Origin of the sequence: Kitasatospora acidiphila (assembly GCF_006636205.1) — a bacterium.
Taxonomy (GTDB): domain Bacteria; phylum Actinomycetota; class Actinomycetes; order Streptomycetales; family Streptomycetaceae; genus Kitasatospora; species Kitasatospora acidiphila.
On the sequence record NZ_VIGB01000003.1, the window covers coordinates 5293836 to 5318292 of the forward strand.

A 24457-nucleotide genomic window follows, 5' to 3' on the forward strand; every position below is an offset into this window, starting at 1 on the left:
CCGGAGGCTGGGGGAGAGGTCATCATCGAAAGGCGCGTACGGGCGAATGCCCCCGCCGAGCTCTGCGAGGTGGGCGCATGAGTACCCCCGGCGTCGCCGAGTACGCGCCGCGCCTGCCACTGCGCCGGCAGCTCGCCCCCAGGTGCGCCGCCGGCGCGGCCCGGTTGCTGGTCCAGCTGCCCCCGGCGCGGCTGGGCAGGGTGCTGGGGGCGCTCAGCCGGGGCTCCCGGCCCGCCGGCTACGCCCAGGCCGCCCGCGCCCGGCAGTCGGTGGTCTCGGTCAGCACCCGCTGCGCCGGCCTGGGCTGCCTGCAGCGGTCCGTGGCCACCGCCCTGCTGTGCCGGGCCCGGGGCCGCTGGCCCGACTGGTGCACCGGATTCCGCGTCGAACCGTTCGGCGCGCACGCCTGGGTCGAGGCCGATGGACGGCCGGTGGACGAGCCGGGCGGACTCACCGTGTTCCGCACCGTGCTGGCGGTGCGCTGCCCCGAGGGGAGCCGGTCATGACCGCGATCCGCACCGAGGGCCTCTACGCCTTCTACGGCAGCAACCCGGCCGTCAACGGGCTCGATCTGGCCGTCCCCGACGGTGTGACCTTCGGCTTCCTCGGCCCGAACGGCGCCGGCAAGACGACCACCATCAGCATGCTGACCACGCTGCTCAAGCCCACCGCGGGCCGGGCGGAGGTGGCAGGATTCGACGTCGCGACCCGGCCGGACGAGGTCCGCCGCCGGATCGGCATCGTCTTCCAGGAGTCGACCCTCGACGTGGACCTGACCGCGGCCGAGAACCTCCGCTTCCAGGCGGAGCTGCGCGGCCTCGGACGCCGTGCGGCGCGCCGTGCGGCCGGTGAACTCCTCGATCTGATGGAGCTGTCCGACCGCGGCAGGGTCAAGGTCCGCCAGTTCTCCGCCGGGCTGCGGCGCCGCCTGGAAGTCGCCCGCGGGCTGCTCGGTACACCGCGGGTGCTCTTCCTCGACGAGCCGACCACCGGTCTCGACGTGCAGACCCGTGCCGCCGTCTGGGAGCACCTGGAGGTGCTCCGGCGGGAGCGGGGCATCACGGTCTTCTTCACCACCCACCAGCTGGAGGAGGCCGAGCACTGCGACCGGATCGCGATCATCGACCACGGCGAGCTGATCACCCAGGGGACGCCGGCGGAGCTGAAGTCGGTGATCGGGTCCGACCTGGTGGTGCTGCGCACCGAGGACGACGCGCGAGCCGCCGGCGCCATCACCGACCGCTTCGGGCTGGCCGCGGAGCCGACCCCGGACGGGCTGCTGCTCAGGGTCGCCGACGGCGCCGCCCTGGTGCCCCGGCTCTGCACCGAACTGGGAGTGGGCGTACGGGCGGTGTCGGTCGCACCGCCGACCCTCGACGACGTCTTCCTGCACCACACCGGCACCGCCGTCCGGGAGAGCACCGCGGACCGGAAGATGCTCAGCAGCCTCGGGGAGGGCCTGCGATGACCCGCACCGACACCCTGCCGGCCGTCCAGGTCGCCGCCCCGGCGGCCACCGACCGGCCGCGGCACGTGCTGCGCCCGGTCGCCCTGCTGTGGCGGCGGGAGATGACCCGGCTGCGCCACAATCCGACGCGCCTGGCCCTGGGGCTGGTCACGCCACTGCTGTTCCTGCTGGTGCTGGGCACCGGACTGAACGCGGCCGGCGGGCTCGGGCAGGCCCAACTGCACGACTACCGGGCCTTCCTGTTCCCCGGAGCGGTGGTGATGTCGGTGCAGGCACCGGCCATCGCGGTGGGTATCTCGCTGGTGTGGGACCGCCGGATCGGCGTGCTCCGGCAGATGCTGGTCGCGCCGGTGAAGCGGTGGAGCATCGTGCTCGGCCTCGCACTCGGCGGTGCCACCACGGGCGGGATCTACGGCCTGGCGGTGCTCGCCATCGCCGGCGTCGCCGGCGTCCACTACACGCCGATGCTGCTGGTGGCGGTGCTCGAACTGCTGCTCATCGCCCTGCTGTTCACCGCCCTCGGGCTCCTGGCGGCCGTGACGGTCCGTCAGGTCGACACCTTCCAGATCGTGGTGAGCCTCGGCCTGATGCCGCTGATGCTCTTCTCCGGGGCGATGTTCCCACCGGCGGGGCTGCCCGGCTGGCTCGACGCCGTCGTCAAGCTGAACCCGCTCACCTACGGCGTCGACGCGGTCCGCCGGACGCTGCCGGGGGGCAATCCACTCGGCGCCGGCCAGTCCCGACTGCTGCTCTGGGGCTGGCAACCGCCGGTGATCGCCGAGTTGGGGCTGATCGCGTCCCTCTGCGTGGTCGCGCTCAGTCTGGCCACGCACCGCTTCTCCCGCTCGCAGTGAGGCGGTGGCCACCGTGCCGGCCCGGCAGACCATCAGACGCGGAGTGACCCGATGACCCGGATCACGGTGGCACTCACCGGCGACTGCATGGCCACCAGGGGCGCGCTGATCACCACCGACCCGGCCGCCGCCCGCCTCGGGGAGCTGCTGGGCGCGGTGGACTTCGCCGTCACCAACCTGGAGGTGGTCCCCGGTGACGGCCGCGGCCACCCGGTGCACAACGCCGTGAGCGGCGGCGGACTGATCGCGGACGCCCGGGTGCTGGACGAGATCGCGGCCGCGGGCTTCACCGTGCTCGGCTGCGCCAACAACCACGCGCTGGACCTGGGCGTGGCCGGCCTGCTCGGCACCGCGGAGCTGCTGCACGCGAAGGGGATCCCGTACGCCGGGATCGGCCCCGACCTCACCGCGGCACGCCGCCCGGTCTACGTCGACCGCCCGGCCGGCAGCCTGGCGCTGATCTCCTGCAGCTCGACCTTCCTGCCCGGCCAGGAGGCCGCCGACCCGTCACCGGACCTGCCCGGCCGCCCCGGCCTGAACCCGCTGCGCTGTGGCGCCACCGTGTGGGTGACGGCGGATCAGCTGAGCGTGCTGCGGCAGATCGACGCCGAGACGGGCCTGAGGGCCCGCCGCGCCGAGGCCCGCACCCTGCTCGGCGTCGACCCCGCGCTGCCGCCGGGCCGCGACCGGTGCGAGCTCTTCGGCACCCGGTTCCGGGTGGCGGCCGAGCCGGGCTTCAGCACCGAGTGCGACCCGAGGGACCTCGACGGCATCGCGAGCTGGGTGGCCGAGGCCCGCCGCCGGGCGGACGTGGTGGTGGTCAGCGTGCACTCCCACGAGCCGGGCGAGTCCCGGCGGGACCCGGCCGAGTTCCTGCGGGCCTTCGCGCACCGGATGATCGACGAGGGCGCCGACGCGGTGGCCGGGCACGGCCCGCACTTCCTGCGCGGCGTGGAGCTGTACCGGGGCAGACCGATCTTCTACAGCCTCGGGAACGTCGTCAGCCAGCTCGAACTGTCCGACCACGTCCCGGCCGAGGACTACGCGAGGCTCCCGCTCCCCGGTCCGCTCACCCCCGGGCGCTACTTCGACGAGCTCGGCGGCCACGGCCGCCGCCTGTTCGCCCCGCACCGCGAGTACTGGCAGTCCGTGGTCCCGCTGCTCACCTTCCTCGACGGCGACCTGGTGGACGTCCGGCTCCACCCGGTCTCCCTCGGCTTCGGCCAACCGGTGCACCGCCGCGGCCGCCCGCGCCTCGCGGACCGGGGCGAGGCCGCGGAGATCCTCACCGACCTGGCCCGCCTCGCCGAGCCCTATGCCACCACCGTCACGGTGCCGGACACCGGCCCGGGCGAGCTGCTGCTCGACGGACCGTGAGATCCGACACCCCGCCAGGAAGCGACCCGCCCTCAGCTCAGGGTTTTCGCATATGCACTGCAAGCACTCTACGGTCATATAGTCTCACTTAGTGCAGTGAGTGAGCCCTGGGGGAGGGGCCCATGGCAGATATCGAAGTGAACTTAGGGGAGTTGCGAGCCTCGGCGGGGATGGAGCGCGGCATCGGCGATGACCTGGCAACGCCGATATCGACCGCGGTGACCTCGGCGTCGACGGCAGCCGGGAAGCTGACCGGCTGGTCGTTGTCCGGTGCGGTGCAGACCTTGGCGGACGGCTGGAAGTCGCCCCTGGGCACCATGCGACAGCGAGTCATCGACACCGCGAGCAACCTTGACACCTGCGCTCAGAACCACGAGCAGAACGACCGAGCCGTGGCCCAGCAGTTCCCGACGCAGGGAGGGTCATGAGCACCCCCTACTCCCTGCTGCTGGCGTTCGATCCCCAGCCGCTGCACGATGCGGCCAAGAACTGGCGCGGGCTGGCCCAGGCGGTACAGGCGGCGACCACGCAACAACGCGCCAAGGTGCACGCACCGCTGTTGAACTCCTGGAAGGGCAATGATGCCCAGGCGGCTTTCGCCTTCATGGAGAACACCGAAGAGCAGTTCGGGCTGGTGCAGAGCAATGCCGAGGGTGCCGCAGTGGTCATGGACACCATCGCCGATCGGATCTACCAGGCCCAGACCAATCTCACCAACGCGGTCCAGCGTGCCCAGCAGGCCGGTCTGACGGTCGGCGACGACGGAACCATCCAGCAGCCCCCGCGAACCGGCATGGACCACCATGACCCTGACGCCGAGGCCGCCTATCAGGCTCTGGACAACACCCGCGGCGACATCCAGGGGCGTATCAACACCGCACTGAAGGACGCTCAGGACGCGAGCGATCAAGGGGCGAAGGCCCTCGGCGACCTCCATCCGGACTTCCTCACCCAGAACACGCCCTATGCCCTGGACGTGGCCTCGGGTAATGCCAGCAACGCCCTGGCGGAGATCAACTACACGGGTGCCATGCCGGACGGCAAGGACCCCCAGCAGAACGCCACCTGGTGGAAGGGGCTGACCCCGGACCAGCAGCAGGCCTACATCTCGTTGTACCCGAGTGCCGTCGGGGCCATGGACGGGCTGCCCACCGTGGCCCGCGACGAGGCCAACCGACTGGTCCTCGACCGGAAGATCGACGAAGCCAGGTACGACACGGGCATCGCCTACGGTTCCGCCGACGCCCAGGCGCGTCTGAACAGCCTGGAGAACATCAGGGAGAAGCTCGACGCGAACTCCGGCAACGACGAGATGCACCAGGTGTACCTGCTGGGGATCGATCCCGACGCCCACAACGGCCGGGCGATCGTGGCGGCCGGAAACCCTGACTACGCGCAGAACACGGCGGTCTTCGTGCCCGGCATGAACACCAACCTGGCGGGCGTACCCGACCAGGTCAATCGCATGAAGCAGTTGCAGGGGGTGGCGGAGCAAGAGGCCAGCCCCGGAGACAAGACGGCGGTGATCTCCTGGCTCGGCTACGAGGCACCCAGCGACCTCGCGGTGACGAGTACGCACAACGCCGAGGCCGGCGCCGCTGACCTACGCCGTTTCACGCAGGGCATCCGGGTCGCGCAGAGCCCCTATGAGTGCAGCCACCTCACGGTCATGGGCCACAGCTACGGCACCACCGTGGTCGGGGCGGCCGCCAGTGCGGACGGCGGCCTGCACGCCGACGACATCATCGCCCTCGCCAGCCCCGGTATGGACGTCGACCACGCCTCCGACCTCAACATCGACCCCAACCACGTGTGGATCGGCACCGCACGCGACGACCCAGCCCAGGAGGTCGACGGCGCTCTCGGCGCGCAGCCGGTGTACCAGGACTTCGGGGGCAGCGGTTCATCGTCGACACCCATGGGCATGACGGTTACTGGGGCGACGGCAGTCAGAGCCTGGAGAACCAGGCCAGGATCATCGCTGGCAAGCCACCTAGGCAGGCCCCGACACCGTGATCACGATGAAGCCGCGCCGCCTGTTGGCTGTCATCCTCTTGATCGGCTGCCTTGGAGCCTGCACGAACAGCCGGTCGGACAAGGATGCTCCGCTGCCCGTCAAGTCGAAGAGCGACGCCCAGGCAGGGGCACAGCAGATGACCGAGCATCTGGCGCAGGCCGCCGGCATCCAGATCACCCCTGGCCCCGCCAAGGTGCTGTTCACCCCCTGCGTCGGTCGCAACGGCGAGACGGCGCCGGACGACCGCTACGCCCTGATGTACTCCGTCTTCAGCGCCGTCCCGCTCGGGCAGCATCCGGAGGCCGTTCGCAAGGCTCGTGACGCCATGACCAACGAGGGCGTGGACGTCACGGACTACCAGGAGACCGACAAGGACGGGAAGGTGGACGCCCTGGTGTGGGGCTATGACAAGAGTGACAACTTCCTTGTGATCTCCTCCTCAGGTCTGGGCTCTGACCGCATGTTCCTGAGCGTCCACACCCCTTGCCTGATGCCGCCGACTTCTGCCACCCCGTGATGTGCCCTCAATGTGCCCCAGCGGCCTGATGACGGCTGCTCACCTCCCCGATCGGACGACCCCAGCGGGGAGGTGAGCAGCCGTCAGAAGTGCGCCGCTGGCAACGGTCAGGGCCACACCAGGCAGTACAGCTGGTGCCCCGCGTCGTGGAGCCGGTTGGCGAAGTCCTGCCACTCGTGGAGCATCGTGTAGATGACGAAGGCGTCGCGCGGGCCGCGCCGGTCGGGGACGGTCGACCAGATGAAGGCAGCGGCGCCGAGCTCGGTGTCGTCGGCCTTGCGGAGGGGTTCGACGACGGTGTGGGGGAGCTGGACCACGGCGTAGTCGGGGTGGAGGACGACCAGTTCGAGCGGGGGGACCTGGTGCAGCGGCACGCCCTCGATGCCGGTGAGCACCATGGCGCTCATGGTCTCCGGCTTGATCTTGGTGGAGAGGTGGCCGTTGGGGGAGCCGCTGGTCTCCATGAGGTCGCCGAGCCGGCCGAGCGAGCCGAGCTCGCCGGCGTCCAGGCCGAGCCCGCCCGGGCCCAGCGCGGTGGGGACTCTCGCGGCGGTGGCCCGGTCGGGTGCGCCGAAGTATTTGTACGTCACCCCCACGCGACCTTCACCCCGCCTTCCCCTTCCCGCGCGGGCCGCCTTGTGGCCTGCCCCCGCGGCCTCCTCGAAGCCGTCCTGCTCCTCGGACACTCGGACCATCCTCACCGGAATTCGCCGGAATCGACAGACCCCCGGGCCTGCCGGTGTCCCGCCGGAGGCCCCATTTTCCCGTTATGTCACTCTTGTTACGACTGTTATGACCGAAATCAGACACGACCGACCGGATCGCGTCACATCGCGTCACGCCCGCGCCGGGGTGCGGTGGTCGTGACCTCCAGTGTGCGGGATGAATCGACCGGCAACCGCACACGGATCATCGTTCCAGATGATCGGGTCCGACATGCAGAGGTAAAGGACACGATTTGAGACCGGAGCGGTTTGAGAGGATGGAGCCTTGTGAGCTACCCGTATGAAGCCCCCCAGTCCCAGTCGCTCTTCGAGCGCGCCTCGGTCGTCACCCCCGGCGGGGTCAACTCGCCGGTGCGAGCCTTCCGCGCGGTCGGCGGTACCCCGCGGTTCATGGTCTCGGGCAGCGGCCCGTACCTGACCGACGCCGATGGGCGCGAGTACGTCGACCTGGTCTGCTCCTGGGGTCCGATGATCCTGGGCCACGCGCACCCGGCGGTGCTGGAGGCCGTGCAGCAGGCGGTCTCCCACGGCACCTCGTTCGGCACGCCCGGCCAGGGCGAGGTGGAGCTGGCCGAGGAGATCGTGGCCCGGGTGGCCCCGGTCGAGCAGGTCCGGCTGGTCTCCTCCGGCACCGAGGCCACCATGTCCGCGATCCGGCTGGCCCGCGGCTTCACCGGCCGCGCCAAGATCGTCAAGTTCGCCGGCTGCTACCACGGCCACGTGGACGCCCTGCTGGCCGCCGCCGGCTCCGGGCTGGCCACCTTCGCGCTGCCGGACACCCCCGGCGTGACCGGCGCGCAGGCCGGCGACACCATCGTGCTGCCGTACAACGACCTGGCCGCCGTCGAGCAGGCGTTCCGGGCGCACCCGGGCGAGATCGCCGCGGTGATCACCGAGGCCTCGCCGGGCAACATGGGCGTGGTCCCGCCGCTGCCGGGCTTCAACGCGGGCCTGGCCAAGCTCTGCGGGGAGAACGGCGCGCTGTTCATCTCCGACGAGGTGATGACCGGCTTCCGCGTCTCCAAGGCCGGCTGGTACGGCCTGGAGGCGGCGCACGAGGGCTGGGCGCCCGACCTGCTCACCTTCGGCAAGGTGATGGGCGGCGGCTTCCCGGCCGCAGCCTTCGGCGGGCGGGCCGACGTGATGGCCCACCTGGCCCCGGCCGGCCCGGTCTACCAGGCCGGCACCCTCTCCGGTAACCCGATCGCCACCGCCGCCGGCCTGGCCCAGCTGCGGGGCTGCACCGACGAGGTCTATGCCACCGTGGACCGGGTCGCCGACACGGTCTCCGGCCTGGTCGCCGACGCCCTCGCCAAGGAGGGCGTGGCGCACCGCGTGCAGCGGGCCGGCAACATGTTCTCGGTCTTCTTCACCGACCAGCCGGTCACCGACTACGACGCGGCGAAGCGTCAGGAGTCGTTCCGCTTCACCGCGTTCTTCCACAGCCTGCTGGCCGACGGGGTCTACCTGCCGCCGTCCGCCTTCGAGTCCTGGTTCGTCTCGGCCGCCCACGACGAACGCGCGATCGATAGGATCGCCGCCGCGCTGCCGGCCGCCGCCCAGGCCGCCGCGCGCGCGACCGCGAGCTGAGAGGACGCCAGATGACCGAGACCACGGTGGTGCACCTGATGCGCCACGGCGAGGTGCACAACCCGGAGGGCGTGCTCTACGGCCGGCTGCCCGGCTACCACCTCTCCGAGCTGGGCCGGCAGATGGCCGACCGGGTCGCCGAGCACCTCGCGGACCGGGACATCACCCATGTGGTGGCCTCCCCGCTGGAGCGGGCCCAGGAGACCGCCGCGCCGATCGGCAAGGCGCACGGCCTGGACATCGCGGTCGACGGCCGGCTGATCGAGGCGGGCAACGTCTTCGAGGGCAAGGTCTTCGGCGTCGGCGACGGCGCGCTGAAGAACCCGTCCGCCTGGAAGTACCTGACCAACCCGTTCCGCCCGTCCTGGGGCGAGCCGTACATCGACCTGGCGGTGCGGATGATGGCCGCGCTGGCCGCCGCCCGGGACGCCGCCCGCGGCCACGAGGCGGTGGCGGTCAGCCACCAGTCGCCGATCTGGATCGCCCGCTCGTTCGCCGAGAAGCGCCGGCTCTGGCACGACCCGCGCAAGCGGCAGTGCTCGCTGGCGTCGCTCACCAGCTTCACCTACGAGGGCGACAAGCTGGTCTCGATCGGCTACTCGGAGCCGGCCCGCGACCTGCTGCCGGCCCACCTGGCCGGCAAGGGCAAGCGCGGGGATGCGCCGGTGGCCAAGAGCTTCGGGGCCTAACCACCGGCGCTGCGCCTTAGAAGTTCTTTACAGCCACAGGTCAGCGGGGGTCCGACACACAAGGGCGGACCCCCCTGAACCGGCTGAAAGTGCCATGCGAAACTTTTCACATGTCTGGTACGCCTCGCCTCCGCATGGCCGCCGTGCTCACCGCGGCAGCCGCCCTGACCCTCGCCGGTTGCAGCTCCTCGGGCTCCGGCGGCAGCGGTGACGCCCAGGCCGGGTTCGTCACGGGCAGCGGCGGCATCGACACCGTGCCGGTGACCGCCCGCACGGCGGCGCCCGCGATCAGCGGCAACGACCTGGAGGGCAAGCCCACCGCGCTGTCCGACTTCCAGGGCAAGGTCGTGGTGGTCAACATCTGGGGCTCCTGGTGTTCGCCCTGCCGGGCCGAGGCCAAGGGCCTGGAGCAGGTCTACGAGAAGTACAAGGGCCAGGGCGTCCAGTTCCTCGGGATCAACACCCGCGACACCGACGTGACCAACGCCAAGCGGTTCGAGGACGTCAACGGGATCAGCTACCCGAGCATCTACGACCCGGACGGCACCCAGATCCTCAAGTTCCCCAAGGGCAGCCTCAACCCGCAGTCGATCCCGACCACCGTGGTGATCGACCGCCAGGGCCGGCTGGCCGCCCGCGCGATGAAGGGGCTCACCCCGGACGAGCTGGACTCGATGGTCTCGCCGATCCTCGCGGAGAAGTCGTGATCCTCGCCGACGGCGTCAACCAGACGGTGCTCAGCGGCCCGCTGCTGCTCGCCGTGCCGGTGGCGGTCGCCGCCGGGTTGGTCTCGTTCTTCTCACCCTGCGTGCTGCCGCTGGTGCCGGGCTACCTCTCCTACGTGACCGGCTTCTCGGCGGCCGACCTGGCCGACGCCCAGGGGCGCAGGCGCGGCCGGATGCTGCTCGGCGCGCTGCTCTTCATCCTCGGCTTCACCGCCGTCTTCGTGTCGTTCGGCGCGGCCTTCGGCGAGTTCGGCCAGACTCTGCGGGAGTACCGGCACACCATCAACATCGTGCTGGGGTGCTTCACCATCCTGATGGGCCTGGCGTTCGCCGGCGTGCTGCCCGGATTCTCCACCAGGGAGGTCCGCTCGCACCGGCGCCCCGCGGTCGGCCTGATCGGTGCACCACTGCTCGGCGTGGTGTTCGGGCTGGGCTGGACCCCGTGCATCGGGCCGACCATGGCCTCGCTCCAGGCGCTCTCGTTCAACCAGGCCAGTGCCGGTCGCGGCGCGTTCCTGATGGCGGTCTACTGTGTGGGCCTCGGCCTGCCGTTCGTGCTGGCGGCGCTCGCCTTCCGCAAGGCGGTCGGCGCCTTCGGCTTCATCAAGAAGCACTACCAGTGGGTGATGCGGATCGGCGGCGCGATGCTGGTCGCCGTCGGTGTGCTGCTGATCACCGGCGGCTGGGACTACCTGGTCAACCAGCTCCAGTACCTGGCCCCAGCGGCGAGATCGGAATCTGATCGTGAGTGACACCGAGCTGCGCACCGAGCGGCCCGAAGACACAGCCGCCGAGCGGCTGACCAGCGCCCCGGTGGAGTCGGACGGCCCCACCGGGATAGGGGTGCTGGGCTGGCTGCGCTGGATGTGGCGTCAGCTGACCTCGATGCGGGTCGCGCTGATCCTGCTCTTCATGCTGTCGCTGGCGGCCATCCCGGGCTCGCTGATCCCGCAGACCAGTGAGAACGCCTTCAAGGTGCAGACCTGGAAGGCCGCCCACAAGGGGCTGGCCCCGCTCTACGACAAGCTCCAGCTGTTCAACGTCTACAGCTCGGTCTGGTTCTCCGCGATCTACATCCTGCTCTTCATCTCGCTGGCCGGCTGCATCATCCCGCGCACCTGGCAGTTCGTCGGCGTGCTGCGGGCCAAGCCGCCGGCGGCGCCGGCCAACCTGACCCGGATGCCGGTCTACGCGGCCTGGCGCACCGACGCCGACCCCGAGGCCGCGGTGGCGGTGGCGCAGCGGTTGCTGCGCAAGCGGCGGTTCCGGGCGCACGTGTCCGGTGGCGCGGTGGCGGCCGAGAAGGGCTATCTGCGCGAGGTCGGCAACCTGCTCTTCCACCTCTCGCTGTTCGCCCTGCTGGCCGGTTTCGCCTGGGCCAGCCTGGCCAGCGGCCAGGGCGGCAAGCTGGTGGTCGAGGGCGACGGCTTCTCCAACACCATGACCCAGCTGGACGACTTCTCCGGCTCGGCCTTCTACACCTCCCAGGACTTGGACCCGTTCGGCTTCAAGCTGGACGGCTTCACCGACGAGTACCAGACCAGCGGCTCGCAGATCGGCCAGGCCCGGGAGTTCAGCGCGCACATCCGCTACTGGCAGGGCGACGACCCGACCAAGCTGAAGGCCGGCCAGATCTCGGTCAACAACCCGCTGGACATCGGCGGCAGCAAGGTCTTCCTGATCGGCCACGGCTACGCGCCGGTGGTCACGATCCGGGACGGCAGCGGCAAGGTGGTCTACCACGACGCGGTGCCGTTCCTGCCCCAGGACAGCAACCTGACGTCCACCGGCGTGGTCAAGGTCGGCGACTACGGCCACACGGACGGCAAGAAGGTCCAGCTCGGCTTCTCGGGCTTCTTCCTGCCGACCGCGCCGGCCAACTTCGACGCCAACACCGGCCCGCGCTCGCTCTTCCCCGGTGACGCGGCCCCGGCGCTGGTGCTGACCGCCTACGCCGGCGACCTGGGCACCGACTCCGGCCTGCCGCAGAACGTCTACCAGCTCGACATGAGCCACCTGACCCAGATGGTCCAGGACGGCCAGCCCGCCAAGGCCAAGCTGACCCCCGGTCAGGCCTGGGCGCTGCCCGACAACTACGGCTCGATCACCTTCGACGGCTACAAGAAGTGGGCCACCTTCTCGGTGTCGCACCGCCCCGGCAACTCGGTCGCGCTCACCGGCGCGGTGCTGGCGATCGCCGGCCTGGTCGGCTCGCTCTTCGTGCAGCGCCGCCGGATCTGGGTGCGGGCCGTCGCCACCCCGGACGGCCGGACCCTGGTGGAGCTGGCCGGCCTGTCCCGCAGCGAGTCGGCGAAGATCGCCGAAGAGCTCGCCGAACTCGCCGTCGACCTGCAGGACGATGCCCCGGCGCTAGAGGACGATGCCCCGGCAGACGACGAATCCGAACCGACTGACGCCGTGTCAGCCCCGGTCGATGAAACCAAGGAGTAGACGGTGTCCCTCCTCGCCTCCGGGGTGAACTCCCATCTGGCGGACCTGTCCAACAAGTGCATCTGGTCGGCCATGGGCGTGTACGTGCTGGCCATGTTCGCGCACATGTTCGAGTGGACCTTCGGCAGCAAGGGCGCCGTGGCCCGCCGCTCGGTCGAGCAGGCCAGCCTCGCCGACGCCGCCGCGGCGGCCGTGCCGACGGCAGCCGCCAAGAAGGCCAAGAAGGTCACCGTCACGGTGGCCGCCGCCGGCGGCGGCACCACCACGCTGACCCGCACCGCGCTGGCCGGCGAGGGCGCCACCGTGGTGACCAGCGGCCGCGGCGACGGCGAGCAGGCCGTGGACGGCCCGGGCGCCGCCGGCAGCAGCGAGCGGGCCGACATGTTCGGCCGGATCGCGATCTCGCTGACCGTGCTGGGCGCGCTGCTGAACGTCGGCGGGGTGGCCTTCCGCGGCTTCTCGGTGATGCGTCCCCCGTGGGGGAACATGTACGAGTTCTCCTGCGCCTTCGCGCTCACCACGGTCGGCGCGTACCTGATCCTGCTGGCCCTGGGCAAGAACGTCCGCTGGCTCGGCCTGCCCGCCGTGCTGGCCGCCGCCCTCACCCTGGGCCTGGCCACCAGCGTGCTCTACACCGACTCCGAGCAGCTGGTGCCGGCGCTGCACTCCTACTGGCTGGCCATCCACGTCAGCACCGCGATCATCTGCGGTGGTGCCTTCTACGCGGCCTTCGCCAGCACGGCGGTCTACCTGGCCCGGGAGTCCTACGACAAGCGCAAGGCGGCCGGTCTGCCGAACGGCCCCTTCAAGATCCCGGCCTCGGTGTTCGAGCGGATGCCCGCCACCCCGACCCTGGACAAGCTCTCCTACCGGATCAACGCGATGGTCTTCCCACTGTGGACCTTCACCATCATCGCGGGCGCGATCTGGGCCGAGGCGGCCTGGGGCAAGTACTGGGAGTGGGACCCGAAGGAGACCTGGTCCTTCATCACCTGGGTGGTCTACGCGGCCTACCTGCACGCCCGCGCCACCGCCGGCTGGAAGGGCCGCAAGGCGGGCTACCTGGCGCTGCTGGCCTTCGCCTGCTTCCTGTTCAACTTCTACGGCGTGAACATCTTCATCACCGGCAAGCACTCCTACGCCGGCGTGGGCTGACGGGCCGCCAACGGGCGGCACCCGCACCGGTGCCGCCCGGCGTTGCCCCGAAGTGAGTGAGAGTCGGCACAGTGCGGCATGGCGGCCGCCGAACTGGGCAGGGTCACAGCGTTTGCAGCGGCCGCGCCGAAGCAGAACGTACCGGAGTGAGGAGGACCGCGCCGTGGACGGCGACGAGATCATGCTGACGGTCCGGATCACGGTGGCGGAGCGCCGGCTGCTGCGCAGCCTGGCACAGGGCCACCGCAGCGACCTCTCCGAGGTGGTCGCCGACGGACTGCTGGACATCCTGCCCACCCTGCACGGCCAGGCCCGCGCCTACCGGCTGCTGGCCGCGCTGACCGAGCCCGCGCCGTGCGCGCTGACCGTCTGGCTGCCCGGCCCGCTGGCCGACCTGCTGGTCCCGGCGGCCGACACGGTGGCCGGCGCCACCGGGGTGCGGCTCGGCTCCGGCTGCGCGATGCTGGGCGCCGCGCTGCGGCTCTGGCTCGACCAGGACCCGCACCTGCTCGCCGCCCACCTGCAGCTGATGCACGCCGGGCGCTCCTCGGCCCTGGTCGCCGCCTGACCGGACGGCCGCCTGACCCGAAGGGACGGCCGCCCGACCGGGAAAAGGGTGCCGCCCGCCGCGAGCGAGGCCGCGGCGAGCGGCTGGGGCACGGCCCCGTGTCGAGATGGGCGCCGACTATGCGGCCTGCTGCCAGCTGAACGGCGAGAAGTAGACCGGGCGGCGCTCCAGGCGCTGCCAGCGGGCGATCGGCTCGACCACCGGGGAGGCGGCGGGCACGGCCTGCACGGCGGCGGCCCGGGCCATCAGCACGGCGGTCAGGGCGGCGAGCTCGTCATCGGTCAGGGTGCCGCGGGTGATGCGGACCAGGGGCTCGGTCATCGGATGCGCTCCAGAGTGCGAGTGGCTGGGGGACGGTCAGGGCGCGCCGCGGTCCGCGACGCGGCGGCCCGTCACATCGGGGGGTTGCCGTGCTTGCGGCTGGGCAGGTCGGCGTGCTTGGTACGGAGCATGGCGAGCGCGGCGGCGAGCACCTCGCGGGTCTCGGCCGGGTCGATGACGTCGTCCACCAGGCCGCGTTCGGCGGCGTAGTAGGGGTGCATCAACTCGGTCTTGTACTCCTTGATCTTCTGGGCCCGCATCGCGTCCGGGTCCTCGGCGCCGTTGATGTCGCGGCGGAAGATCACGTTGGCGGCGCCCTCGGCACCCATCACCGCGATCTCGTTGGTCGGCCAGGCGTAGGTCAGGTCGGCGCCGATGGACTGGGAGTCCATCACGATGTAGGCGCCGCCGTAGGCCTTGCGCAGGATCAGCGAGATCCGCGGCACGGTGGCGTTGCAGTAGGCGTAGAGCAGCTTGGCGCCGTGCCGGATGATGCCACCGTGCTCCTGGTCGACGCCGGGCAGGAAGCCGGGGACGTCGAGCAGGGTGAGCAGCGGGATGTTGAAGGCGTCGCACATCTGGACGAAGCGGGCGGCCTTCTCCGAGGCGTTGATGTCCAGCACGCCGGCCAGCGACTGCGGCTGGTTGGCGATCAGGCCGACCACATGGCCGTCGATCCGGGCCAGCGCCACGATCACATTGGTCGCCCAGCGCTCGTGGATCTCCAGGTACTCGCCGTGGTCGACGATCTCCTCGATCACCTTGTGCATGTCGTACGGGCGGTTGCCGTCCGCCGGCACCAGGTCGAGCAGCGCCTCGCAGCGGCGGGTGACCGGGTCCTCGGCCGGGGTGGCGGGCGGCATCTCGCGGTTGTTCTGCGGCAGCATCGCCAGCAGGTAGCGCACCTCTTCGATGCAGGACTGCTCGTCGTCGTAGGCGAAGTGCGCCACACCGGAGACGGCGGAGTGCACATCGGCGCCGCCCAGGCCGTTCTGCGAGATCTTCTCGCCGGTCACCGCCTGCACCACGTCGGGGCCGGTGATGAACATCTGGCTGGTCTCGCGGACCATGAAGACGAAGTCGGTCAGCGCGGGGCTGTAGGCGGCGCCACCGGCGCACGGGCCGAGCATCACCGAGATCTGCGGGATCACGCCCGAGGCCTTGGTGTTGCGCTGGAAGATGCCGCCGTAGCCGGCCAGCGCGGTGACACCCTCCTGGATGCGGGCGCCGGCGCCGTCGTTCAGCGAGACCAGCGGGGCGCCGGCGGCGATCGCCTTGTCCATGATCTTGTGGATCTTCTGGGCATGGGCCTCGCCCAGCGCGCCGCCGAAGATCCGGAAGTCATGCGCGTAGACGAAGACCGTGCGGCCGTGCACGGTGCCCCAACCGGTGATCACACCGTCGGTGTAGGGCTTCTTGGCCTCCAGGCCGAAGCCCTGGGCGCGGTGCCGGCGCAGCGGCTCCACCTCGTGGAAGGAGCCCTCGTCCAGCAGCAGCTCGATCCGCTCGCGGGCGGTCAGCTTGCCCTTGGCGTGCTGTGCCTCGGTCGCCTTGTCGCTCGGGCCGCGCTGCACCCGGTCGCGCACCTCCAGGAGCTCCGCCACCCGGCCGCGGGCGTCGGCCGGCTCCCCCGCCGTGCTCTCCTGCACCACCGGCATCTCGAACTCCCAACTCCTGAACGAGTGAGCAGTCGGTGTCGGTCGTGGGCCCCGGCTGCGATTTCGTGCTTCCCTACGACACTACGAGGCGCGGCCACCCTGATTCGGCGTTGATTCCGTACAAGGTCCAGGAGCTTTACCTGTGGGAGCCATACAGCGCACCGGGCTGGGAGCCGTTCTCGGGGCGGGCCGGGAGGTGATCGGCGCGGGCTGGCGTGAAAGGTGTCCGTCAACTGTAGGGGCGTAGTCTACTCCTCGCAGATTCCCAGCTCAGCAGGGGTATGGCAGTGCCAGGGCCGATCAAGGCCGGGGCAGGCGACGGGTGCCCCCGGATCCGTACCGGCGGTGGGGCACAGCGGGCCGCGGCGGGTCGAAATCGTAGGGATGCGCCAAAAGCCGCGAATGGCCGCCGGCGCGGGGCGAAAGCCGGCCGCGGGCGGGGCTGGCGCCGGAGCCGTTCACCAGGTGCCCGATACTGCTGCCATGGCATACGACGATCTCCGCTCCTTCCTGCGGGCCCTGGAACGCGAAGGCGACCTCAAGCGCATCAAGGCCGAGGTCGACCCCCATCTGGAAATCGGGGAGATCGTCGACCGGGTGCAGAAGGCCAAGGGCCCGGCGCTGCTCTTCGAGAACGTCAAGGGCGCCTCGATGCCGCTGGCGATGAACATCTTCGGCACCGAGCGCCGACTGGCCAAGGCGCTCGGCCTGAAGTCCCCCGACGACATCGCCGACAAGATCGCCGGGCTGCTCAAGCCGGAGCTCCCGCACGGCTTCACCGGCGTCCGGGACGCCTTCGGCAAGCTCGCCTCGATGACCCACGTGCCCCCGCGCAAGGTCAAGCCGGGCGAGGCGCCGGTGCAGGAGGTGGTGCTCACCGGCGAGGACGTCGACCTCGACCAGCTGCCCGCGCTGTTCACCTGGCCCAAGGACGGCGGCTCGTTCTTCAACCTGGGCCTGACCCACACCAAGGACCCCGACACCGGGGTGCGCAACCTCGGCCTCTACCGGCTGCAGCGGCATGACAAGCGCACCATCGGCATGCACTGGCAGATCCACAAGGACAGCCGCAACCACGCCGCCGTGGCGGCCAAGCGCGGCGAGAAGCTGCCGGTGGCGATCGCCTTCGGCTGCCCGCCGGTGGTGACCTACGCGGCCACCGCGCCGCTGCCCGGCGACATCGACGAGTACCTGTTCGCGGGCTTCGTGGCCGGCGAGCGGGTCCGGATGGTCGACTGCAAGACGGTACCGCTGCAGGTGCCGGCCGACGCCGAGGTGGTCCTCGAAGGCTGGCTGGAGCCCGACCAGCTGCTGCCGGAGGGTCCGTTCGGCGACCACACCGGCTTCTACACCCCGCAGGAGCTCTTCCCCGCGCTCACCATCGACTGCGTCACCATGCGCCGCCGCCCGCTGCTGCAGTCCATCGTGGTCGGCCGGCCGCCGACCGAGGACGGGCCGCTGGGCAAGTTCACCGAGCGGTTCTTCCTGCCGCTGCTCAAGGTGATCGTGCCGGACATCGTCGACTACGACCTGCCGGAGGCCGGCGGCTTCCACAACTGCGTGATCGTCTCGATCGACAAGAAGTACCCCAAGCACGCCCAGAAGGTGATGCACGCGATCTGGGGCGCCCACATGATGTCGCTGACCAAGCTGATCATCGTGGTGGACGCCGACTGCGATGTGCACGACTACCAGGAGGTCGCCTGGCGGGCTCTGGGCAACGTGGACTACAGCCGCGACCTGAGCGTGGTCGAGGGCCCGGTGGACCACCTGGACCACGCCTCCTACCAGAAGTTCTGGGGCGGCAAGGCGGGCATCGACGCGACCCGTAAGCTCCCCGAGGAGGGCTACACCCGCGACGGCGGCTGGCCCGAGATGATCACCTCGGACCCCGCCACGGCGGCCCTGGTGACCAAGCGCTGGAAGGAATACGGGCTGTGACCACTGCCGAGCTCTTCGAGGCGCCGCCCCCAGGCAAGATCAAGTCCTTCCTGCGCCTGGTGATGATCGAGCACTCGATCTTCGCCCTCCCGTTCGCCTACATCGCCTCCTTCACCGCGATGTTCCTGGCGAACAAGCGGATCCACTGGAGCGAGCTGCTGATCGTCACCATCGCCATGGTGAGCCTGCGCACCTTCGCGATGGCCGCGAACCGGATCATCGACCGCGAGCTGGACGCCCGCAACCCGCGCACTGCGGGGCGCGAGCTGGTCACCGGCGCGGTCTCGCTGCGCACCGCCTACACCGGTTCGGCGTTCGCGCTGCTGGTGTTCCTGGGTGCGGCGGCGCTGCTCAACCCGCTCTGCCTGGCGCTGGCGCCGGTCGCGGTGGTGCCGATGGTGGTCTATCCGTACGGCAAGCGGTTCACCGACTTCCCGCAGGCGATCCTCGGCCTGGCGCAGGCGATGGGCCCGGTCGGCGCCTGGCTGGCGGTCACCGGCAGCTGGTCCTGGGAGGCCGTGGTGCTGGGGCTGGCGGTCGGCGTCTGGATCGGCGGCTTCGACCTGATCTACGCCTGCCAGGACGTGGACGCGGACCGTGCCGAGGGGGTGCGCTCGGTGCCGGCCAGGTTCGGCATCGCGGGCGCCCTGCACGGGGCCCGGGCCTGCCACGCGATCACCACCGCGCTGCTGCTCTGGTACGCGGTGCTGACCCACGCAGGTCCGGCTTTCTACGTCGGCCTGGTCGTGGTGGCGGTGGCCTTCGTCTACGAGCACTCGATCGTGCGGCCGCACGACATCTCGCGGCTGAACCGGGCGTTCTTCAGCATCAACGGCTTCGTCGGCATCTCGCTGTTCGTCTTCGCCCTGCTGGACCTGATCCTGCGCGGCTTGCGGTTCAGCTGAGCCGTGCTGCGGCATGCTGGCCGCACGAATACTGGCCGCAACACGTCGATCGCGAGGAGGCGCCCGTCATGCTCGGCACGCTGGAGTGCGTGGTCCTGGACTGCCACTACCCGCCGGCGCTGGCCCGGTTCTACGCGACCCTGCTCGGCGGGGAGGTGGACCGCCCGGACCCGCGCTGGTCGCTGGACGAGGACTGGTCGACCCTGCACACCCCGTCGGGCCTGGTGCTGTGCTTCCAGCGGGTGGCGGACTACCACCCGCCGCAGTGGCCGGACCCGGCCCACCCGCAGCAGGTGCACCTGGACGTGAAGGTGCCCGACCTGGCCGTCGCGGAGCGCGAGGTGACCGCCCACGGCGCGGCCTTCCTGCAGCGCCAGGGCGGCTGGGTGATCTACGCGGACCCGGCGGGGCACCCGTTCTGCCTGCTGCCCGCGCGGGGCGGTTCAGTGCAGCCGTAGCCGGTCGCCGACCCGGACCGGGCCGGGCGCGCCGACCGTGGCCAGCGCGTCCAGCCGGTTGCCGTGCTCGGCGGCGATCAGCTTCAGCAGCTGGGGGGGCGTGCGGCAGCCCGGGCTGGGCCGTGGTGGCCATCACGCACCGCTCGCTGGAGCGGACGAAGGCCAGCCGGGCGCCGGAGCCGAACTCGCCCTCGTGGCCGAACCAGTCGTCCTCGCAGAACGGGCGGGTGCCGGGCGGGGTGCGCAGCACGATGTTGGGGCGGAACCGCCGCTCGTCGACCAGGGTGCCGGGCAGGGCGTCGCGCAGCCAGTCCAGGGTGGCGGTGCTGACCACGCTGACCGGCAGCTGGTCGAAGTGCGAGACGGTGTCCTCGCGGGCCAGCGCCACGTCGTCGCGCTGCAGGTAGGCGCGGAGGAACGCGGTGGGGTCGGCGACGGCGCGGCCGAGCGGGTCGAGCAGTTCGGGGCGGTCGAGCCGATGGCCGAGCTGGGAGCCGAGCCGCAGCAGGCCGTCCATCCGGCGGAACCGGCGGGTGCTCTTGCCCGAGCCGAACTTGCCGTCGCCGTCGCGCACGGCGTAGAGCCGGTCGCCGGCCAGGCCGCGCTCATCGATGGCCACCTGCCCGAGGCGTTCCCCGCCGGTGGACTTCACGGGATAGCGCCAGAGCCGCTCGACGACACCGATGATCTCTGCCATGGCTGGTCAGCCTATCGGGGCGTCACAAGTTGGTCTAGACCAAGCAGCGGGACTGCCGAGCACCCGTCAGCCGACCTCGGCCACCGCCCGGATCGGGGCGCCGTCGGCGGCCGCCAGCCGCAGCGGGAAGAGACTGAGCCGGATCGGCTTGTCCCGGGCCTGGGCCTCCAGCAGGGCGGTCAGGTCGGTGAGGTTCTCGGCGATCACCCCACCGCCCTCGGCGCCGAGCAGGATCCGGTGGGCGGCCAGCGCGGGCGGCTGGGCCGACTCTCCGGCGCCGGGGTCGTGATCGTCCGTCAGGTCGGCCAGCAGCGCGGCCACCGCGGGGTCGCCGGGGCCCGGGTCGGGGGTGGGGTCGATGCTCAACGCGTCCACGCCGACGGTGCGCACCCCGGCGTCGACGATCGCCTGTGCCGCCTCGGGCGTCAGATACGGGTGCGCCAGGTAGCGTTCGGTGCCCCAGAACCGGGGCCAGCCGGTGGCCAGCAGCAGGATCGCCCCCGGGGTCCAGCGCTCCAGCGCGGGCGCCAGCTGCTCGGCCGTCACCGCGGTGCGGGCCGGCAGCGCCCGCAGGTCGGCGAGGACGGCGGGCCCGGTGAAGCGCTCCAGCGGCAGCCCGTCCAGGGTCGGCCAGGTGACGTCCACGTGGTACGGCGCGTCCACATGGGTGCCCGACTGCGAGCCGAGGTGGACCGAGAGCACGTTGACGCCGGCGGCGTCGGTGGTCAGCGCCGGGCGCAGGGCCACCACGGGATCTCCCGGGTAGACGGGCATGCCGGTGGTGACCTGATGGGTGAGGTCGTGCAGAACCGGAGCAGTCACGGAGCCATCCTGCCCCGCCCGGCCCCGCGGCAGGCCCTAGGGTGACCGGGTGGCTCACGAAATGGACGAGAAGCACGGTGTCCGGCGGCCCTGGGTGGTCGCGGTCTCCGGGGCCTCCGGCACGCCGTACGCGGCATCGGTGATCCGGGCGCTGCTGGCGGCCGGCGAGGCGGTGGACCTGGTGGTCAGCCGGGCGGCCCGGCTGACCATCCTGGACGAGACCGGGATCTCGTTCCGGGACGCGCACTGGCAGACCGACCTGGCGGCCTGGATCGGCGCCGAAGTGGACCTGGGCAACGTCCGCTACTGGGCGGCCGGCGACTTCGCGGCGGGCCCGTCCAGCGGCTCCTATCCGGCGAAGGGGATGCTGGTGGTGCCGGCCACCACCGGGGCGGTGGCGGGGATCGCGCTGGGGCTGAGCAAGGACCTGCTGCAGCGGGCGGCGGCGGTGACGCTCAAGGAGCGGCGGCCGCTGGTGGTCTGCGTCCGGGAGACCCCGCTGGACTCGGTGACGCTGCGTCATCTGGTGGAACTGGACGCGGCCGGCGCGGTGGTCCTGCCGGCCTCACCCGGCTTCTACGCGGGCGGCTCGACCGCCCAGGAGCTGGTGGACTTCGTGGCGGGGCGGGTGCTGGACGCGGTCGGCGTGCCGCATCGGCTGTACCGGCGGTGGGCGGGCGAGCTGGGTGCGGCGCGGGGGGCGTAAGAAGCCTCCGGCCGGGAGAGTATGTTCTGTGCGATATCTGCTCGGAAGGACGCGGGACGGTACATGGACACGGTGGACAGACAGCTCATCCAGGCGCTCCGCGAGAACGGGCGGGCCTCCTACGCGGAACTGGGCCGTCTGGTGGGCCTGTCCGGGCCGAGCGTCACGGACCGGATCAACCGGCTGGAGCAGGCCGGTGTGATCACCGGCTACCGGGCGACGGTCAATCCGGCCTCGCTCGGCTTCGGCGTGACGGCGCTGATCGGTCTTCAGCTGACCGACGCGGCCGACCACGAGGACGTGGCGCACCGGTTGAAGGACCTCGGCGAGGTGGAGGACTGCTGGTTCATCGCCGGTGACGACTCGTACATGCTCAAGGTGCGGGTGTCCGACGTGGAGGGCCTGGAGTCGGTGGTGAAGCGGCTCTCCGGCACCAAGGGCGTGGCCCGCACCAGGACCACGGTGGTGCTCTCGACCAAGTGGGAGAGCCGGGTCAGCGACCTGCCGCTGGCCGGCGACTGAGACTGGACGATCGAGAAGACCGGACGATCGAGAAGGGGGCGTGGCACCGATGGCGCTGGTGAGTCTGGAGGAGCTGCGGGCGGCCCAGCGGCGGATCGCCGGGGTGGCGGTCCGCACCCCGCTGATGCCCTGCCCGTGGGCAGCGGCGGGCACCCGCCGGCTCTGGCTGAAGCCGGAGAACCTCCAGCCCACGGGCGCCTTCAAGATCCGCGGTGCCTACAACCGGCTGGCCGCGCTGACCGAGCGGGAGCGGGCCCGCGGGGTGGTCGCCCAGTCCAGCGGCAACCACGCCCAGGCGGTCGCCTACGCGGCCGAACTGCTCGGGATCAAGGCCGTGATCGTGATGCCGGAGGGCTCCCCGGCGGTCAAGGTCGAGAGCACCCGCTCGTTCGGCGCCGAGGTGGTCATGGTGTCGCCCGAGGAGCGGGAGAGCGTGCCGGCCGAGCTGAGCGAGCGCCACGGCTACGTCTGGGTGCCGCCGTTCGACGACGCGTACATCATCGCCGGGCAGGGCACGGTCGGCCTGGAGATCGGCGAGGACGCCCCGACGAGCTGGACACCGTGCTGGTGCCGGTCTCCGGCGGCGGGCTGATCAGCGGTGTCGCGGCGGCGATCAAGCTGACCACCCCCGGGGTGCGGGTGATCGGGGTGGAGCCGGAGCTGGCCGCCGACGCCCAGGCCAGCCTGCGGGCCGGCACCCGGACGCCCTGGCCGGTCGCCGACACCTACCGGACGATCGCCGACGGGCTGCGCAACGTCTGCGTCGGGGTGCTGCCGTTCGAGCACCTGCAGGCCTATGTGGACGACATCGTGACGGTGAGCGAGCAGGAGATCCGGGACACCGTGGCGGTGCTGGCCCGGCGCGGCCGGCTGGTCGCCGAGCCGTCCGGCGCGGTGGCGACGGCCGCCTACCTGCACCGCGCGGACGAGCTGGGCGGCCGGGTGTTCGCGGCCGTGGTCAGCGGCGGCAACGTCGAACCGACGCTGCTGTCCGAGCTGCTGGCGGCATAGGCGTAGTCTCGTGTCCGGACTTTGAACGGCAGGACACAGGAGGCGGGGCACCGCATGGACGCAGGGCTGAAGCGCGAGCTGGAGGCGAAGGTCTACGCGGGCGAGCGCCTGACCCGCGAGGACGGCATCGCGCTCTACGAGAGCGACGATCTGGCCTGGCTGGGCGGCCTTGCCCACCACGTGCGGACGCGGAAGAACGGCGACGTCGTCCACTTCAACGTCAACCGCCACCTGAACATGACCAATGTCTGCGCCGCTTCCTGCGCGTACTGCTCGTTCCAGCGCAAGCCGGGCGAGAAGGACGCCTACACGATGCGGATCGAGGAGGCGGTGCGGCTCGCCAAGGCGATGGAGAGCGAGTCGCTGACCGAGCTGCACATCGTCAACGGCCTGCACCCCACGCTGCCCTGGCGCTACTACCCGCGCAGCCTGCGGGAGCTGAAGGCGGCGCTGCCGAACGTCTCGCTGAAGGCGTTCACCGCCACCGAGATCCACTGGTTCGAGAAGATCAGCGGGCTGAGTGCCAGTGAGATCCTGGACGAGCTGATCGACGCCGGCCTGGAGTCGCTCACCGGCGGTGGCGCGGAGATCTTCGACTGGGAGGTCCGCCAGCACATCGTCGACCACGACACCCACTGGGAGGACTGGTCGCGGATCCACCGGCTGGCGCACAGCAAGGGCCTGAAGACCCCCTGCACCATGCTCTACGGGCACATCGAGGAGCCCCGGCACCGGGTGGACCACGTGCTGCGGCTGCGTGAGCTGCAGGACGAGACCGGCGGTTTCCAGGTCTTCATCCCGCTGCGCTACCAGCACGACTTCCACGACTCCAAGGACGGCGTGGTCCGCAACCGGCTGATGGCGCGCACCGAGATGGCCACCGGCGCCGAGGCGCTGAAGACCTTCGCGGTCTCCCGGCTGCTCTTCGACAACGTGCCGCACGTCAAGGTGTTCTGGGTGATGCACGGCGTCACCACCGCGCAGCTGGCGCTCAGCCACGGTGCGGACGACATGGACGGCTCGGTGGTCGAGTACAAGATCACGCACGACGCGGACAACTTCGGCACCCCCAACAAGCTGGGCCGTGACGACCTGCTCGACCTGATCCGGGACGCCGGCTTCCGACCGGTCGAGCGCAACACCCGCTACGAGGTCATCCGGGAGTACGACGGCCCGGATCTCGGCCGCCGTGATGTTCCGCAGGCGATGCGTCTCTGAGGTCCACCCCGCTGACCTGCCCTGATGCCCCTTCACAAGGATTTAGGGCAGCCCGGGTTTAC

26 protein-coding genes and 1 pseudogene are annotated in these 24457 nt (G+C 71.1%); 22 read left to right on the plus strand and 5 right to left on the minus strand.

The window, feature by feature from the left end:
- The first annotated feature begins 77 nt into the window (after positions 1-77).
- From E6W39_RS25165 to E6W39_RS25195, 7 genes are all read left to right on the plus strand, one after another.
- Positions 78-506 (plus strand): lasso peptide biosynthesis B2 protein, encoded by a 429-nt coding sequence (locus E6W39_RS25165; RefSeq protein WP_141635473.1) that lies wholly within the window; start codon positions 78-80, stop codon positions 504-506.
- Positions 503-1468: an ATP-binding cassette domain-containing protein gene (locus tag E6W39_RS25170; protein ID WP_141635474.1), complete on the plus strand. Its 966-nt coding sequence runs from the start codon at positions 503-505 to the stop codon at positions 1466-1468. Before E6W39_RS25165 ends, E6W39_RS25170 begins: the two co-directional genes overlap by 4 nt.
- The gene (locus tag E6W39_RS25175) at positions 1465-2322 is read left to right on the plus strand and encodes an ABC transporter permease (RefSeq protein WP_228718353.1); all 858 of its coding nucleotides are present in this window, start codon (positions 1465-1467) and stop codon (positions 2320-2322) included. Before E6W39_RS25170 ends, E6W39_RS25175 begins: the two co-directional genes overlap by 4 nt.
- 51 nt (positions 2323-2373) lie before the next feature.
- A complete protein-coding gene (gene mslH / locus E6W39_RS25180; RefSeq protein WP_141635475.1) occupies positions 2374-3699 on the plus strand; it encodes a lasso peptide C-terminal Trp epimerase in 1326 nt (441 codons plus the stop codon).
- 122 nt (positions 3700-3821) lie between these two features.
- Positions 3822-4127, plus strand: a complete 306-nt coding sequence (locus E6W39_RS25185) for a type VII secretion target (protein WP_141635476.1) — start codon at positions 3822-3824, stop codon at positions 4125-4127.
- Entirely contained in the window at positions 4124-6037 is a 1914-nt protein-coding gene (locus tag E6W39_RS25190) for an alpha/beta hydrolase (protein WP_141635477.1), read from the plus strand. The genes E6W39_RS25185 and E6W39_RS25190 overlap by 4 nt, the downstream gene beginning before the upstream one ends.
- A 4-nt stretch (positions 6038-6041) precedes the next feature.
- The gene (locus tag E6W39_RS25195) at positions 6042-6233 is read left to right on the plus strand and encodes a hypothetical protein (RefSeq protein ID WP_141635478.1); all 192 of its coding nucleotides are present in this window, start codon (positions 6042-6044) and stop codon (positions 6231-6233) included.
- A 107-nt stretch (positions 6234-6340) separates the two neighbouring features.
- Here E6W39_RS25195 and E6W39_RS25200 read toward each other — a convergent pair whose 3' ends face one another.
- Complete coding sequence (locus tag E6W39_RS25200; protein WP_101385127.1) at positions 6341-6823, minus strand: hypothetical protein; 483 nt, start codon at positions 6821-6823, stop codon at positions 6341-6343.
- Between the two features lie 402 nt (positions 6824-7225).
- Between E6W39_RS25200 and hemL the strand changes: the two genes are divergently transcribed.
- The 7 genes from hemL to E6W39_RS25235 all read left to right on the plus strand — a co-directional run bounded on the left by hemL (position 7226) and on the right by E6W39_RS25235 (position 14136).
- Positions 7226-8548: a glutamate-1-semialdehyde 2,1-aminomutase gene (hemL, locus tag E6W39_RS25205; RefSeq protein WP_141635479.1), complete on the plus strand. Its 1323-nt coding sequence runs from the start codon at positions 7226-7228 to the stop codon at positions 8546-8548.
- Positions 8549-8559: 11 nt separating this feature from the next.
- Positions 8560-9237, plus strand: a complete 678-nt coding sequence (locus E6W39_RS25210) for a histidine phosphatase family protein (RefSeq protein ID WP_101381313.1) — start codon at positions 8560-8562, stop codon at positions 9235-9237.
- Between the two features lie 110 nt (positions 9238-9347).
- Complete coding sequence (locus E6W39_RS25215; RefSeq protein ID WP_141635480.1) at positions 9348-9944, plus strand: TlpA family protein disulfide reductase; 597 nt, start codon at positions 9348-9350, stop codon at positions 9942-9944.
- Positions 9941-10714, plus strand: coding sequence for a cytochrome c biogenesis CcdA family protein (locus E6W39_RS25220; RefSeq protein ID WP_141635481.1), 774 nt, complete (start codon positions 9941-9943; stop codon positions 10712-10714). Before E6W39_RS25215 ends, E6W39_RS25220 begins: the two co-directional genes overlap by 4 nt.
- Positions 10707-12413 (plus strand): cytochrome c biogenesis protein ResB, encoded by a 1707-nt coding sequence (gene resB, locus E6W39_RS25225; RefSeq protein ID WP_228718354.1) that lies wholly within the window; start codon positions 10707-10709, stop codon positions 12411-12413. Before E6W39_RS25220 ends, resB begins: the two co-directional genes overlap by 8 nt.
- Before the next feature lie 3 nt (positions 12414-12416).
- On the plus strand, positions 12417-13568 hold the full coding sequence (gene ccsB / locus E6W39_RS25230; RefSeq protein ID WP_228718355.1) for a c-type cytochrome biogenesis protein CcsB: 1152 nt from the start codon (positions 12417-12419) through the stop codon (positions 13566-13568).
- 163 nt (positions 13569-13731) lie between these two features.
- Complete coding sequence (locus tag E6W39_RS25235) at positions 13732-14136, plus strand: hypothetical protein (RefSeq protein ID WP_141635482.1); 405 nt, start codon at positions 13732-13734, stop codon at positions 14134-14136.
- 117 nt (positions 14137-14253) lie between these two features.
- On the opposite strand, the gene E6W39_RS25240 is transcribed toward E6W39_RS25235, so the two are convergent.
- Complete coding sequence (locus tag E6W39_RS25240; RefSeq protein WP_141635483.1) at positions 14254-14457, minus strand: acyl-CoA carboxylase subunit epsilon; 204 nt, start codon at positions 14455-14457, stop codon at positions 14254-14256.
- A 71-nt stretch (positions 14458-14528) separates the two neighbouring features.
- Positions 14529-16115: an acyl-CoA carboxylase subunit beta gene (locus tag E6W39_RS25245; protein ID WP_141635484.1), complete on the minus strand. Its 1587-nt coding sequence runs from the start codon at positions 16113-16115 to the stop codon at positions 14529-14531.
- A gap of 483 nt (positions 16116-16598) precedes the next feature.
- Between E6W39_RS25245 and E6W39_RS25250 the strand changes: the two genes are divergently transcribed.
- The 3 genes from E6W39_RS25250 (at position 16599) to E6W39_RS25260 (ending at position 19419) form a co-directional block, all read left to right on the plus strand.
- Positions 16599-18056 carry a menaquinone biosynthesis decarboxylase gene (locus E6W39_RS25250; RefSeq protein ID WP_141635485.1) on the plus strand — a complete coding sequence of 486 codons (1458 nt, stop codon included), beginning with the start codon at positions 16599-16601 and terminating at the stop codon, positions 18054-18056.
- A complete protein-coding gene (gene mqnP / locus E6W39_RS25255; protein WP_141635486.1) occupies positions 18053-18961 on the plus strand; it encodes a menaquinone biosynthesis prenyltransferase MqnP in 909 nt (302 codons plus the stop codon). The genes E6W39_RS25250 and mqnP overlap by 4 nt, the downstream gene beginning before the upstream one ends.
- 68 nt (positions 18962-19029) lie before the next feature.
- The gene (locus tag E6W39_RS25260) at positions 19030-19419 is read left to right on the plus strand and encodes a VOC family protein (RefSeq protein WP_141635487.1); all 390 of its coding nucleotides are present in this window, start codon (positions 19030-19032) and stop codon (positions 19417-19419) included.
- 91 nt (positions 19420-19510) lie between these two features.
- Here E6W39_RS25260 and E6W39_RS44270 read toward each other — a convergent pair.
- Together E6W39_RS44270 and E6W39_RS25270 are read right to left on the minus strand one after the other, a co-directional pair.
- Positions 19511-20116 (minus strand): annotated as a pseudogene (locus E6W39_RS44270) (MOSC domain-containing protein); the annotation flags it as partial.
- A 66-nt stretch (positions 20117-20182) separates the two neighbouring features.
- Positions 20183-20938 (minus strand): cyclase family protein, encoded by a 756-nt coding sequence (locus E6W39_RS25270; RefSeq protein WP_228718356.1) that lies wholly within the window; start codon positions 20936-20938, stop codon positions 20183-20185.
- Positions 20939-20999: 61 nt separating this feature from the next.
- Here E6W39_RS25270 and E6W39_RS25275 point away from each other — a divergent pair, with 61 nt between their 5' ends.
- The 5 genes from E6W39_RS25275 to mqnE all read left to right on the plus strand — a co-directional run bounded on the left by E6W39_RS25275 (position 21000) and on the right by mqnE (position 24395).
- On the plus strand, positions 21000-21644 hold the full coding sequence (locus E6W39_RS25275; protein ID WP_141637943.1) for a UbiX family flavin prenyltransferase: 645 nt from the start codon (positions 21000-21002) through the stop codon (positions 21642-21644).
- Between the two features lie 63 nt (positions 21645-21707).
- Positions 21708-22166, plus strand: a complete 459-nt coding sequence (locus E6W39_RS25280) for an Lrp/AsnC family transcriptional regulator (protein WP_101381324.1) — start codon at positions 21708-21710, stop codon at positions 22164-22166.
- A gap of 49 nt (positions 22167-22215) precedes the next feature.
- The gene (locus tag E6W39_RS43110) at positions 22216-22758 is read left to right on the plus strand and encodes a threonine ammonia-lyase (protein WP_267286706.1); all 543 of its coding nucleotides are present in this window, start codon (positions 22216-22218) and stop codon (positions 22756-22758) included.
- Positions 22734-23177: a pyridoxal-phosphate dependent enzyme gene (locus E6W39_RS43115; protein ID WP_267286707.1), complete on the plus strand. Its 444-nt coding sequence runs from the start codon at positions 22734-22736 to the stop codon at positions 23175-23177. The genes E6W39_RS43110 and E6W39_RS43115 overlap by 25 nt, the downstream gene beginning before the upstream one ends.
- 54 nt (positions 23178-23231) lie before the next feature.
- Positions 23232-24395: an aminofutalosine synthase MqnE gene (mqnE, locus tag E6W39_RS25290; RefSeq protein ID WP_141635488.1), complete on the plus strand. Its 1164-nt coding sequence runs from the start codon at positions 23232-23234 to the stop codon at positions 24393-24395.
- The last annotated feature ends 62 nt before the right edge of the window (positions 24396-24457 follow it).